This is a genomic window from Haloarcula sp. JP-Z28 (assembly GCF_011440255.1).
In the GTDB taxonomy this organism is placed as follows: domain Archaea; phylum Halobacteriota; class Halobacteria; order Halobacteriales; family Haloarculaceae; genus Haloarcula; species Haloarcula marismortui.
In genome coordinates this window covers 21,987-34,309 of sequence record NZ_JAAOHT010000018.1, presented here as the reverse complement: position 1 = coordinate 34,309, position 12,323 = coordinate 21,987, and the positions used below count along the sequence as shown (strand labels likewise).

Below are 12,323 nucleotides of genomic sequence, written 5' to 3'. Positions count from 1 at the left end.
ACAATCTTGAGGGCTGCCCTCTCAGCATCAGGTATGAAAGTCCGCGGGGAGCGCGAGTGTCAGGACTGTGGCACGCGGTGGCGGTACTACGAGACGGGAAGCATTGCCTGTCCGGACTGTGGCAGCATCCACAGTGTCGGCATCGACGAGCACACCGAACACACCGACGCACCGGCCACGCTCGACCTGACGCCGGTGCGGAGCCGAATCGATGCGGATACGACCCGAGAAGTCGCCGACGCGGCAGCGGAGCGCTGCCGGGAGTACACGCGCAAGCGGGGGTTCATCGACGCGGGCGAGCTCCGCCCGCTCGACCCGACGTTCGTCGCCGCGGTCGAACTCCAGCACGTCGGCGCACACCTCGCCCGGGAGTTACGCAGCGGCGACCCGGCAGAGCGGTACTTTTATGAACTGCTCGGCGGGGCTGATGACGGCGACCGTCCGGCCGTCGACGAGGTCCCGTCGGCCCTTCGCGTGCCGTACGGGCTGGCGATGGCGGCCGCTGTCGACAGCTATCAGCGCGACGTGCGGACGTATCTGGACGCCAATTCGGAACCGACCGCACGACAGCTCTCCGGTCGGATTCGCGACCATCGAAAGCGGGTCGAGGCGCTGGACGGCGATGTCGACCCCGCGGACGCGAACCGCCTCGTCCATGCAGCGCGGGACCTGGGGTCGTACATCACCGGCGACGAGAGCGCCTTCGTCAGAGCTGAAAACTGGCTCACCGGAATCGAGGACGACACGGTGTAACCGTCACCGGAGTCGCCGTACAAGCGACTCGTCCAGACAGTTTTCGGGAACCGAGTCCCGCCACGTGACGGTCTCTATCGATTCGCCGTCGAGGCCGGGGTCCGACGCGAGCGCCGTTGCATCTGCCGTCCCGCGATAGGTTCCGAAGAAGAACGTCGCCTCGCGGTCGCCGTCGGTTACTGTGACCTCGGTGACGGCAGCCAGTTCGTCGACAGCGATACGCACACCGGTCTCCTCGCGGACCTCGCGGCACACTGCCTCCTGACGCGTCTCGCCGGTTTCGACGCCGCCGCCCGGGAGCTTCCAGATGTCGTCCTCGTAGACGAACAGCAGGCGGTCCGCCGGGTCGGTGACGAGCGCGCCGACCGCCCAGCGAAGGCCGCGGTCAGCACGGGCGCGGACGCCGTCTACGCCCGCCGTGTCAGTCTCTCTGGTTACTCGGCGGGTGTGCACGTCGCGGTCCGCAAAATCCGCAAGCGTCGGCATTCAGGGGAGGTCGACGTCGATGTCGTGTTGCAGGCCCGTCGCTTTGACCGTGTTGTACAGCAACATCGCGCGAGTCATCGGACCGACGCCGCCGGGGACCGGCGTGATTGCGCCAGCGACCTCCTTTGCGCTCTCGTACTCCACGTCGCCGACGAGTTCATAGCCCTTCTCTGTGTCGGCGTCGACGCGGTTGATGCCCACGTCGATGACCGTCGCGCCCTCCTGTATCATCTCGCCGTCGATCATCTCCGGGACGCCGGCCGCAGCGACGAGGATGTCGGCGTTGCGCGTCCGTTCGGCGAGGTTCTCGGTGCGGGAGTGACACACCGTCGTCGTCGCATTACCACCGGGTGCCTTCTGGATGAGCAGGTTCGCCATCGGCTTGCCGACGATGTCCGAGCGGCCGACGACGACGGCGTCTTTGCCTTCGGTGTCAACGCCCGCGCTCTCGATGAGCTTCTGGATACCGTGTGGCGTACAGGGCTTGTAGCGGGCGTCGCCGGCGACGAGCCGACCGACGTTTTCCGGATGGAAGCCGTCGACGTCTTTCATCGGGTCGATGGCGCGCAGGACCGACCTGTCCTCGACGTGGTCGGGGACCGGCATCTGGACCAGAATACCGTTGACATCCTCGTCGGCGTTGAGGTCCTCGATGGTGTCGTACAGTTCGGCGGCGTCCGCGTCGGAGTCAATGTCGATGTCGATGGCCTCGATACCGACCTCCTCGCAGTCGTCCTGTTTCATCGAGACGTACGTCTCGCTGGCCGGGTCCTCGGACATCAGCACCGTCGCCAGCGACGGGCGTTCGCCCGCGTCGGCGAGGCGGTCGATGGACGCAACAAGGTCGTCCCGAATCGACTGTGCGACGGCGTTGCCGTCGATAATCTCTGTCATTAGGTACAACGGCGGCGCGGGGCGGTATGAACGTCCCGGATTTCAGTCAGCCGCGACAGGCTAGCACGCTCCCACTCAGGGACAGTCCGACTCGGCAACCGACTTGCGCTCGGCTCCCTGCTGGATAGCCCGCGTCGCGCCGCTCGGGACAGCCACCGTCATCGCCTGCCCACCGTACTCGTGGGTCTGGTCGTGCCCCCGGACCACGACACAGCCCACGTCACTGGGAATCGTAATCATCGCCGACCGGGTGAACGGGGCCGTCGAGTGAGCGTGCAAGAGGTCCCGGCGGCCGAGTCTGTCGCCCGCCAGGGTTTCGACCTGCCACCAGTTCGCGTAGCCGTCCTCGCCGTCGTCGTCATGATAGAGTGTGACGTCGAAGCGGTAGTCGCCGCCGTCCTCGTCACTGACCTCAACGCCGACGACGTTGGCCTCCCGCAGGTCGAGTTCCTCGCCATCGGTCGTCTGGCCGGGAGTGGCCCGCTCAGTTGTCACAGTAGCAGTGTCCGTTTCTGACACCGTGGCCGCCGCAGTCGCCTCGCTCCCGCTGCCATCGCTCTGTCCGGTTTCCGCCCCGGACTCGACATCAAACTGTGTACAGCCGGCAAGTATCGACAGGGACGCGCCCAGTGCAGAGAGTAGCCGGCGCCGAGTTGTGCGGAGCATACCGGACGTGTCGGCTGGAAATGGTAAAAAGTGAGTTGCGAAGTGTGCGGATAGCAGAACCGCAGGCTTCCGGCGTTATTCGTACAGCGTGTACTCGTCGGTCATCTCGTCCACGCGGTCGCTGACTTCCGCGACGACATCGTCGTCATGGGGAGCGTCGACGACCTTGTAGATGAGGTCCGCGACCTCGCGGCAGGCGTCCTCGTCGAAGCCACGCGTGGTGAGCGCGGGCGTGCCGGCGCGGATGCCCGAGGGGTTGAACGCCGAGCGGGTCTCGCCGGGAACCGTGTTCGCGTTGAGGACGATACCAGCTTCCTCCAGCGCTTCCTCAACTTCCTTGCCGGTTGTGTCAGGATGGGACGGCCGGAGGTCAATGAGCACGAGGTGGTTGTCCGTGCCGTCGGAGACCAGCGAGAGGCCGTGCTCTTTGAATTGTTCGCCGAGCGCAATGGCGTTGTCGACAGTCTGCTGGGCGTATTGCTCGAACTCGGGGGCAAGCGCCTCACCGAAGCCGACAGCCTTGCCGGCGACGTTGTGCATCAGCGGGCCGCCCTGCGAGCCGGGGAAGACGGCAGCGTCGATGTCGTCGGCGTACTCCTCGTCGCACATGATGATGCCACCGCGGCCGGCGCGGATGGTCTTGTGCGTCGACCCGGTGACGAAGTCGGCGACGCCGACCGGCGACTCGTGGACGCCGGCAGCAACGAGACCAGTGATGTGAGCGATGTCCGCGAGGTGGTAAGCGTCGACCGCATCGGCGGCTTCCTGAATCCGCTCGAAGTCGACCTCTCGGGGGTACGCCGAGTAGCCCGAAACGATGATATCCGGTTCGAACTCCTCTGCGTGGTCGTGGAGCCCCTCGTAGTCGACGTAGCCGGTTTCCTCGTCGACCTTGTACTGTTCGACTTCGTACACCTGCCCGGCGAAGTTCGCCGGGTGGCCGTGCGAGAGGTGGCCGCCGTGGGTCAGGTCAAGCGAGAGGATCTTGTCGCCGGGTTCGAGGACGCCGAGATAGACGCCCATGTTGGCCTGTGAACCGGAGTGTGGCTGGACGTTGACGTGGTCCGCGCCCCATAGCTCTTTCGCGCGGTCGATAGCGAGTTCCTCGACATCGTCGGCGTACTCGCAGCCGCCGTAGTAGCGTTCGCCGGGATAGCCCTCGGCGTACTTGTTCGTCAACTCGGAGCTCTGTGCCTCCATCACAGCCTCGCTGACGTGGTTCTCACTGGCAATCATCGCCAGTGTGTCGTTCTGCCGGCCTCGTTCGCCCTCAAGGGCGTCTGCAACTGCCGGGTCCGCTTCCCGTACGGTTTCGTAGCTCATGTATCCGATTCAGGACCGATACGACAATAATCTACCCTTTGACCCACGCGCGTGTAATGTTATCAATACTCGTTCGGTTCCGGGGTGTGGTGGGCGGTGACGACGTGCTGACAACCGTACGTATATATCAGATGACGTTCCACATATCCACACATGGTCACCTGGGGGGTGGCAGGCGAGCGGGTGGGCCGGGACGGCGGTGAAACGCTGGACTGGGATGGGGAAACGGCCGACCCGACCGCACTGGTGCACCAATTACACAATCGAGAGAGTACTGACGGAGAACAGTTACCGCGGCGTGTCGACGATTGTTACCGCGGGTCCGTCACCGAGTTAGCGCTGCCGGCGGTCGATGCCATGGTAACCCGCGTTGATACTGACGCCGATAGCGGGACGGTTGATTCACCGACAACGCTGCAGGAAGGCGAGTACCTGTTGACGATGCAGGCCCGTGCTGCGGATAGCGACCGGGAATCCCCGCTGGGCGTCGTCGACGACATCCGGATCCACGTCCACTTCGACGGCCCGGCGTCGCTCCATTCGGCCGGTATTACCACCGTGCTTAGTTTCCAAGAGCCGACAAGCATTACCGTCGGGTTCGTCTGGGAAACGAACACGGAGCGGCCGCATCTGCAGGTCCCCGCGACGCCCGAAGGGCTCGCAACGGCGATTACGCATCTGAGCGGAGCGCATCACACGATGCAGCCGTCCCGCTCGCATCCGGAACTCCGTGGACACCCGCCGATAGTCACGACCGGCGAGACAACCCGTATTCCGGAGCCGGTGCGACAGAACCGTCCCGAGACTGGTATCACGCTCCGTGTTCCGGAGTACGAGGCGGAACTGCTCGTCAGCGCGCCGCTGGCGTACTATCTCGGCGCCAAAGTGGTAGTCGAGTCACGGGATGCCGCACTGCTGACGGCCGAAGGCACGTCGGTACACCGCTCTTTCGACGCGTGGCCGTCGCTACAGGCCGGCGTCGCAGCGCTGCTCCGGAAGGTGTTCTACCTCGACTGTCTGGTCAGACGCGTCGACCCGGCCGAGAGTGGCCCTCGTATCACGTCCGCCCTCTCGCTCGACCCGGATACAGTGCGGTCGCTGTCGCCGGCCGGCCGGCTCGAACGGTACATCGAGGTCTCGGACGAGGCCGTGAACTCGATTCTGCCTGAGTGGCCCCTCTCGACGTACGTCTCGCCGGAGCCGGAGCGGGTCCGCTATCTGCCCTTCCTCCTTGACCGGCTCAGTCTCATCTACCTGCCAGACAGCTCACGGCTTGATCAGGATGAACTACTCGACAGAACGCTGGCGGATTCGTATCTGAGTCGCGGATCGGCCGAGCGCCCGCCAGTCATCGAGCCGAACCTGCGCGAGGGCCAACTGCACTCGTGGCTCGCGCCGGGGAACCCGATAGACGCCTGCAAAACGCCACCGGAAGCGTACGTGAACCGCTACCGGAGTCAGAACCGTGACACCGACAGCCAACAGGTCGCGGTCGTCCTCAACGACGAGGAGATGGCCGACGAACACACAGAAGTCACGGAGATATATCGGGCAGCTGACCTCCCCATGGACGTACGGGTCAGCGAACTGCTGTCGGTCAACGAACTGGCCGACGTGTTCCGGCAGCCGACGGAGTTCGTCCACTTCATCGGGCACTGCGACGAGGCGGGACTGCGCTGTCCCGACGGTAATCTGGCACTGTCGTCGCTGTCGGAAGCCCGAACGCAAACGTTCTTCCTGAACGCCTGTGGCTCCTACGATGAAGGGCTTGATCTGGTCAAACAGGGCGCAGTCGCCGGCGCAGTGACACTCACCGACGTGCTGGACAAGCACGCCGCCCTGGTCGGGACCGCCTTCGCGCGCTTGCTCAGTAACGGATTCAGCATCCAGCGAGCGCTGGAACTCGCTCGCCGGCGGATAATGATGTGTAAAGACTACGCGGTTGTCGGCGACGGGACCTACTCCATCGTTCCCAATCCCGCGCATCCTGCAGTCGTCTGGCTCTCCGAAGGGGAGACAGGATTCGACGTGCAGTGTACGGTCGTGTCCCCGGAACGGCCCGGCGAGAGCTACCGCCTGCCGTTCGACGACAGCGCCGCGCTGAACGGCGAACAGACGAGCCACTCGCTCGGTGCTACGGAGTTGGCCGACGCGCTGGGCCAGACCTCGCTGCCTGTCATCTACGACGGGGAGTTCCACTGGTCCGATGACCTGGCCGCGCGCCTCCGGACAGGCTTCTGAGGAAGGGAGAGCTGTCAGACTCCATGGCCGGAGCCGAGGCGGCCGCCGTCTGTTTCCGAACCGACCGACAGAGTCGTTGCGGCGATGGGACGTCTTCCGGGAACCTTTCGTACTGGGGGTCAGATTTGAGACGATACCCGGGTCGTAACTTCTGGCGGGAAGGAAACAGTGACACCAGCCACTGATTCGGCCGAATTTACGCGGCGTCACCGAGCGACATTGGTGGTTCAGTCCGTGGGTCGAACGGCTTCTGCTTAGGATAATTGACCAATATTTTATCGCTGTTCGCTAGTGGGTGTTGTCGGATTGTTGGCGAAATCAACACAGTATGGCCGGTAAAATTAAATATAGCAGTACACTATATACTGGCAAGGGACAATGACCGAAAATCTCCTGCAAGACGACATCGGGTCCATGCTGACCACGGTGTTTGGGGCAACCGACGAGCCGGTGTACGTCGTGAACCCGTCGCGGCAGACCATTTCTGAGCTTGTATCGACACTAGACGCAGATTCGGGCGCTCCGGAAGTTCGGCTGCTGGCCGACGAGCGGGCACTGAAAGACGTCATGGACGACTTCCTCGTTGCGAGCACCGCGGCCGACCTCATCGATGAGGGGCGGCTCACGATGCGACTGCTCGACGACGTGCCGAACCACTCGGTCGCGGTAACTGTTGACACAGTGTACGCGCTCGTCACGATCAGTGATACGGTCGGCGGTCTCGGGACCGACGACGCAGCGTTCGTGGACAACGCCTACGACTACCACGACTCAGCTTGGACGGACGCCGACGAGTACTCACTCCGGACGCCGCCGCTCAACCGCGTCCAGAGCACGCTTGAATCCGATATCGGCCCGGAAACCGCGTCGGACTTCAACGACGTTCTCAGCTCGCTGTCGACGGCCCGCGGCGATGGTGACGGGCTTGATGAGGTCACCATCAGTCTGCTCGTGGCTGCCCGAAACGGCGAACTCCTGTACGACATCAGCAAGTGGGGCGAGGATGTCGGGCTGGCGAGCAAGGCGACGTTCTCGCGGACGAAGACGAAACTCGAAGACATGAACCTCATCGACACCGAGAAGGTCCCGATTGACGTGGGTCGCCCGCGACTCCGCCTGATGCTCGGTGACGACCGACTCAAAGACGCCGACCCGGACGAACTGGCCTCCGTCGCCCAATCCATCCTCGCCGCGTAGGTTTTTCTCCCTTCACCACGAGGGCTTCGGCATGCGAACTGTCGAAGTCGTCGGGCGTGGACCGGCTGTTGATGCACTTGCCGCGTTTCTCGCTGATATCGACGTTTCAGTAGCACAGCCGTCGACACCAGCGGACAGCAGTGGCGACCTCGCCATCGTCGTCGATACCGTCGGTTCGGAGCGGTTTGCGGCGTGGAACAACCGGGCGAAAGACGATGCCATTCCGTGGGTCGCCGTCGAACTGGGCGGCGTCGGTGGCGTCCCGGTGACTGACGCCGCGATTAGCGGCTTCGGACCTGAGACGGGCTGTTTCGACTGTCTCCGGACGCGGGTTGAGGCGACGGTCGATGACACCGAGGAAGTCATAGGATCCCCGGCAGCAGCCACGCAACGATTCGCGGGAGCGCTGGCCGGTCGACTGGTGACCCGGTTTCTCGACGGCGACGCTGCCCTCCTCGGAGCCGTCACGGAACCCCCGCACACCCAGCGGCGGTTCCTGCCTGTCCAGGGCTGTGACTGTGGCGGGACACAGGGCCATTCCCTCGGCGACGGTCGGCAGACGGCCCCCGACAGCGAGGCGCTATCGCGGGCGGAACTGGGCCTCGACGACCGGGTCGGTATCGCCACGGAGGTCGGTGAGGTCGAATCGTTCCCGGCTCCGTACTACCTGTCGACGCTCGCCGATACCGCCGGATTCAGCGACGTGTCGGCCGCCGCCAAGGCCGCCGGTGTTGCCATCGACTGGGACACAGCATTCATGAAAGCGCTGGGCGAGAACTACGAGCGGTACGCGGCCGGCGTCTACCGGGAAGGGAATCTACAACACGGAACAGTCGCCGATGTACCGGCTGCCGTCACACCCGATACGTTCGTCAGAGACGAGGCCGAGTGGGACGAATCGCATGCGCTCCCCTGGGTTCCTGCCGAGAATCTGCTGACCGACGAGCAGCGGTCGCTGCCCGCCGAAACCGTCCACTATCCGCCGCCCTCGAACGCTGTCAGACCGGCAACGACGACCGGGCTCGGACTGGGCAACACCGTCACGGAGGCCTTGCTGACCGGGCTGTACGAGGTTATCGAGCGCGATGCCGCGATGCTGTCGTGGTACTCGACGTTCGACCCGCTCCGCGTTGCCATCGATGAGCACGAGCAGTACGAAACGCTCCGGCGGCGCGCCACATCTGAGGGCCTCGACGTGACGGCGCTGTTACTGACACAGGACGTGGACGTGCCAGTCATCACTGTCGCACTGGCACAGGACGAGTGGCCGCGCTTCGCGCTCGGGACCGACGCGGATCTGAACCCAGGTGCGGCCGCCGTCGGCGCGCTGGAGGAGGCGCTCCAGAACTGGATGGAACTCGATAGTATGGGTCCCAAGGCGGCCATGGATGCACAGGGTGCTATCGGGCGCTACGCCAAGTCGCCCGGTGAGGCGGCCGACCTGACGGCTGCGGAGACGGCAGTCCCGCTGGACTCGCTTGGCCCTGATGTGGACCTCTCTGGCGAGGCAGAGCTAGAGACGTTGTGTGACCGGGCGGCCGACGCGGGGCTCGCTCCGTACGGGACGCGGTTGACGACGCGCGACCTCGAACAGCTCGGGTTCGAGGCGGTTCGAGTCGTTTGTCCGTCGGCACAGCCGCTGTTCTTCGGTGAGTCGTTCTTCGGCGAGCGGGCCGAAGCCGTGCCGGCCGATTTGGGCTTCGAGCCGCGACTTGACCGGGATCACCACCCGTTCCCCTAATCGGACCAGTGGCTGTCAGATACCGAACGTCGCCCGCAGCATATCCCGCGAGCCCGGCCCGAGGCCGACGGCGGTAACAGCGATGAGCAACAGCAGTGCGTACCGTGGGCTGTCGTCGATGAACTCCTGGTTGAACAACGAGACGACCAGCGAGGCGACGGCAAGCTTGACAACTAAGAACGGCCAGGATGTGCCGATAGCAGCCGAGAGACCGGCCGGCTGGAGTGCCTCGGTAGCCGTAATGATGAACTCGTTGGCCGGGTGTTTCGGATAGTACGTTAGCGGGACATTGAGTGCGTCGAGCCAGTCGGCCAACAGAACGTTCGCAACACCGTCGATTGCGTGGCCCCAGATGACCAGCAGGCCGATATAGCCAGTTCCGTCGTTCAGTACCGGGCGGTAGGACTCAAACAGGCGGTACAGTCCGTACGCCAGTGCCGACGCGAGTGCGACAGTCGTGATGAGGACTGACGGGTACAGCGTGGCGTACTCGCGGGTGAGGGCGACAAACGTGAGATACAGAAGCGTCACGGCGACAAAGGCCCCGCCGATAGCGCCGGTCGTCCGGTAGTAGCTGTCGACGACCCCACGCTGTTCGAGGTCCACGCAGACGACGAGGACGAGCAGGGTCAGCAGAAATACCGTGCCGTAAATCACGGGACTGATGATGAGCGAACTGAGCGGGTACTCAACGATCGGTGACACTCCGGCGTCGACTGCGCGGTCGGTTGCGTCTTCGACGGTCCGCAACGCACCGCCAAGCAGCATGAACGGCACGAACGCGAAGTAGAGCTTCGGGTCTTCGGCGATGTCCAGTCGCTCCAGAAGGAAGTAGACGCCGACGAGCATGTACACTAGAATCAGCATATAGCCGATTTCGGAGACGATAGTGTATCCCGGTTCGGCGATGAGCCGCCCCTCCTGAATGGCCGCCGTACAGCCATCGTACAGCGGTTGTGGGCCGGACGCAGTCATTTCGGCACAGCTAGCCGACTTGGCGTCCGCGTACACTGGCCCCCAGAAGTACTGCCAGAGGAACCGGTCCCAGACAGCCTGTGGAGCGGCCGTAACAGCGCCGACCGCGACGAGAAGGACTGCAACAAAAGAGCCCACCCAGAGCTGGCCGGGCCCGTACTCATCAACGGCTCGCTCGAGCGTATCCATGGCCGAGTGACCGGTGGCAGGCGGTTTTAGCGTTCCGGTCCCGTGTGCGTGGCGCGGAATTTCGCGCGGCACTGAACTGCGCGGGGCAAGTGTGTTCAGTTCTGTCTGAGCGCTTCGTTGCCGGCCGCCACGAAGGCCTCGTGTGCCTCACCGTTGGAGGCAACGACGGAATCGCTGTCGTGGGTCCATGGCTCACCGTCGAGGTCAGTGACCATGCCACCAGCCTGTCGGACCATATGGACGCCGGCGAGCGTATCCCAGGGTGCCATCGGGCGCGTGCAAACGAGCCCCTCAAGCGCCCCGTCGGCGACGTGTGCCAGCGTTGCCTGGAACGAACCCAGGCGACGGATGTCGCCGAAGCGGTCGCCGACAGCGCTGCACAACCGACCAAACTCATCTCGGTCATCGCGGTCCCACCAGCCAACAGGAGCCACGGCAAAGGTCTCCGGGTCGGTTCGTCCGCTTACCGCGAGTTCGGTCCCGCCTCGCGTACCGCTCTCCGGGCCGGCGGCGTAGAGGTCACCGTACGAGGGCAGATAGGTCACTGATGCGACCGGCTTACCGTCGACAATTGCGCTGACGGCCGTCCCCCACAAGCGCATCCCACGGACATAGTTCGCCGTCCCGTCGATCGGGTCGATGACCCACAGGGAACCACTGTCGGGGACGCTATCGACCGCTTCAGGCTCGCGGTCAGCCTCGGGCCCGGCCCGCGTCGAAAGGTCTTCCTCACAGAGAAATCGGTCGTCAGGGAACTCTGCTCGAATCGTGGCGACGACCTGCCGCTGGGCGTCGCGGTCCGTCTCCGTAACGAGGTCGTTCTTGTTGGCCTTCGAATCGACACTGAGGTCGCCCCGGAACTGCTCGCGGGCAACGACACCGCCAGCGCGGGCCGCTCGCTCGGCAACCGCCGCCCGGTGGCTTGCATCTGTCATATCTGATGCTGGACCGCCCGTGTTCAAACCATCTCGCCTTCCAGCAAAACAGGACCGACGGTCGGCGATGGGTTACTCCTCTTCGACAGCCTCGTCAACGGCATCAAGAATGGCTTCGGCAATGTCCCGTGCCTCATTGGGCGTGTACAGGACCTGATTCCCCAGCGACTGTTCAATACGGACGTAGCCGTCATCGTCCTCAATGGAGAAAAACGCCGTATTCTCCAGTGGTGGCACGTGCAGGCTGGCCCCCTCGGACTGATCTGTGGCCATGTTATTGTTTAACACATGGAGTGGCTTAAATCTACGGCTCTGGGCGACGATGCCCGCCCAGTTACAAAAATTAATAATTGGACCCCAACGGCTTATACTCATCTCGGATATGTACGAATATGGCATCGATACGTGGAGCGCTTCAGTTTAGCAAGGACATTTCGATTATCATGCTGTTGGGAGTTGTCTACGTCCTTGGGCTAAGCGTCACAACGTTGGTCCGCGCATCAGAGGATCGATTGCCGCGGCTACACGCTGCTGGTGGCGAGATACGGAACCGACTTCGCCGCCCAGTGTAAGGCACTCGGCAATCGAAATCCCAGCGCTACCGACCGGCAGATGAAATCAGGTGGCCGTCCCTAGAGCATGTCTGTCCGAATTGGTGAGTTTTCACCGACTGTAGACAATACCTGAGCCGCTTTTCTTAGTCTCTCGTTAGCTTCTCAGTGTAGTGCAACTCCTGCAAACGTGGCTGCCTCGCTGGCTGTTGTATTGTGTTATTTGGAATTCTGTAGGCGAAGTCCGCTGCTGATATAGTCTGCTAGTCTGACAGATGTATGCTTCATAACGTACATTAGTGCGTGAATAGTGTCGTTTACTGATAGGTGCCCATTCAACAATCTCATCATGGTCGAAAGAAATTATGCACA

At 63.4% G+C, this 12,323-nt stretch carries 11 protein-coding genes; 4 read left to right on the top strand and 7 right to left on the bottom strand.

Annotation, left to right across the window (positions count from 1 at the left end):
• The first annotated feature begins 33 nt into the window (after window positions 1-33).
• The gene (locus tag G9463_RS09445) at window positions 34-753 is read left to right on the top strand and encodes a hypothetical protein (RefSeq protein WP_004961169.1); all 720 of its coding nucleotides are present in this window, start codon (window positions 34-36) and stop codon (window positions 751-753) included.
• 3 nt (window positions 754-756) lie between these two features.
• Here G9463_RS09445 and G9463_RS09440 read toward each other — a convergent pair whose 3' ends face one another.
• From G9463_RS09440 to glyA, 4 genes are all read right to left on the bottom strand, one after another.
• Window positions 757-1,239, bottom strand: coding sequence for an NUDIX hydrolase (locus tag G9463_RS09440; RefSeq protein ID WP_127013143.1), 483 nt, complete (start codon window positions 1,237-1,239; stop codon window positions 757-759).
• Window positions 1,240-2,133: a bifunctional methylenetetrahydrofolate dehydrogenase/methenyltetrahydrofolate cyclohydrolase gene (locus G9463_RS09435; protein ID WP_165896556.1), complete on the bottom strand. Its 894-nt coding sequence runs from the start codon at window positions 2,131-2,133 to the stop codon at window positions 1,240-1,242. It abuts the gene before it with no gap.
• Window positions 2,134-2,208: 75 nt separating this feature from the next.
• Complete coding sequence (locus tag G9463_RS09430; RefSeq protein WP_165896555.1) at window positions 2,209-2,799, bottom strand: hypothetical protein; 591 nt, start codon at window positions 2,797-2,799, stop codon at window positions 2,209-2,211.
• 75 nt (window positions 2,800-2,874) lie between these two features.
• Window positions 2,875-4,122 carry a serine hydroxymethyltransferase gene (gene glyA / locus G9463_RS09425; protein ID WP_165896554.1) on the bottom strand — a complete coding sequence of 416 codons (1,248 nt, stop codon included), beginning with the start codon at window positions 4,120-4,122 and terminating at the stop codon, window positions 2,875-2,877.
• 153 nt (window positions 4,123-4,275) lie between these two features.
• Between glyA and G9463_RS09420 the strand changes: the two genes are divergently transcribed.
• The 3 genes from G9463_RS09420 (at window position 4,276) to G9463_RS09410 (ending at window position 9,301) form a co-directional block, all read left to right on the top strand.
• A complete protein-coding gene (locus tag G9463_RS09420; RefSeq protein ID WP_165896553.1) occupies window positions 4,276-6,363 on the top strand; it encodes a hypothetical protein in 2,088 nt (695 codons plus the stop codon).
• A 378-nt stretch (window positions 6,364-6,741) separates the two neighbouring features.
• Window positions 6,742-7,560 (top strand): transcriptional regulator TbsP, encoded by an 819-nt coding sequence (tbsP, locus tag G9463_RS09415; protein WP_004961158.1) that lies wholly within the window; start codon window positions 6,742-6,744, stop codon window positions 7,558-7,560.
• Between the two features lie 31 nt (window positions 7,561-7,591).
• Entirely contained in the window at window positions 7,592-9,301 is a 1,710-nt protein-coding gene (locus G9463_RS09410) for a YcaO-like family protein (protein ID WP_165896552.1), read from the top strand.
• Between the two features lie 15 nt (window positions 9,302-9,316).
• Here G9463_RS09410 and G9463_RS09405 read toward each other — a convergent pair whose 3' ends face one another.
• From G9463_RS09405 to G9463_RS09395, 3 genes are all read right to left on the bottom strand, one after another.
• The gene (locus G9463_RS09405) at window positions 9,317-10,465 is read right to left on the bottom strand and encodes a DUF63 family protein (protein WP_004961153.1); all 1,149 of its coding nucleotides are present in this window, start codon (window positions 10,463-10,465) and stop codon (window positions 9,317-9,319) included.
• A gap of 95 nt (window positions 10,466-10,560) precedes the next feature.
• Window positions 10,561-11,400 (bottom strand): inositol monophosphatase, encoded by an 840-nt coding sequence (locus tag G9463_RS09400; RefSeq protein ID WP_165896551.1) that lies wholly within the window; start codon window positions 11,398-11,400, stop codon window positions 10,561-10,563.
• A 72-nt stretch (window positions 11,401-11,472) separates the two neighbouring features.
• Window positions 11,473-11,673: a hypothetical protein gene (locus G9463_RS09395; RefSeq protein ID WP_004518094.1), complete on the bottom strand. Its 201-nt coding sequence runs from the start codon at window positions 11,671-11,673 to the stop codon at window positions 11,473-11,475.
• Window positions 11,674-12,323 lie beyond the last annotated feature (650 nt).

What these genes read in the sequence shown, in the direction of transcription:
- G9463_RS09445 (WP_004961169.1), top strand. Translation starts at nt 34, where the DNA reads ATGAAAGTCCGCGGGGAGCGCGAGTGTCAGGACTGTGGCACGCGGTGG.
- G9463_RS09440 (WP_127013143.1), bottom strand. Translation starts at nt 1,239, where the DNA reads ATGCCGACGCTTGCGGATTTTGCGGACCGCGACGTGCACACCCGCCGA.
- G9463_RS09435 (WP_165896556.1), bottom strand. Translation starts at nt 2,133, where the DNA reads ATGACAGAGATTATCGACGGCAACGCCGTCGCACAGTCGATTCGGGAC.
- G9463_RS09430 (WP_165896555.1), bottom strand. Translation starts at nt 2,799, where the DNA reads ATGCTCCGCACAACTCGGCGCCGGCTACTCTCTGCACTGGGCGCGTCC.
- glyA (WP_165896554.1), bottom strand. Translation starts at nt 4,122, where the DNA reads ATGAGCTACGAAACCGTACGGGAAGCGGACCCGGCAGTTGCAGACGCC.
- G9463_RS09420 (WP_165896553.1), top strand. Translation starts at nt 4,276, where the DNA reads ATGGTCACCTGGGGGGTGGCAGGCGAGCGGGTGGGCCGGGACGGCGGT.
- tbsP (WP_004961158.1), top strand. Translation starts at nt 6,742, where the DNA reads ATGACCGAAAATCTCCTGCAAGACGACATCGGGTCCATGCTGACCACG.
- G9463_RS09410 (WP_165896552.1), top strand. Translation starts at nt 7,592, where the DNA reads ATGCGAACTGTCGAAGTCGTCGGGCGTGGACCGGCTGTTGATGCACTT.
- G9463_RS09405 (WP_004961153.1), bottom strand. Translation starts at nt 10,465, where the DNA reads ATGGATACGCTCGAGCGAGCCGTTGATGAGTACGGGCCCGGCCAGCTC.
- G9463_RS09400 (WP_165896551.1), bottom strand. Translation starts at nt 11,400, where the DNA reads ATGACAGATGCAAGCCACCGGGCGGCGGTTGCCGAGCGAGCGGCCCGC.
- G9463_RS09395 (WP_004518094.1), bottom strand. Translation starts at nt 11,673, where the DNA reads ATGGCCACAGATCAGTCCGAGGGGGCCAGCCTGCACGTGCCACCACTG.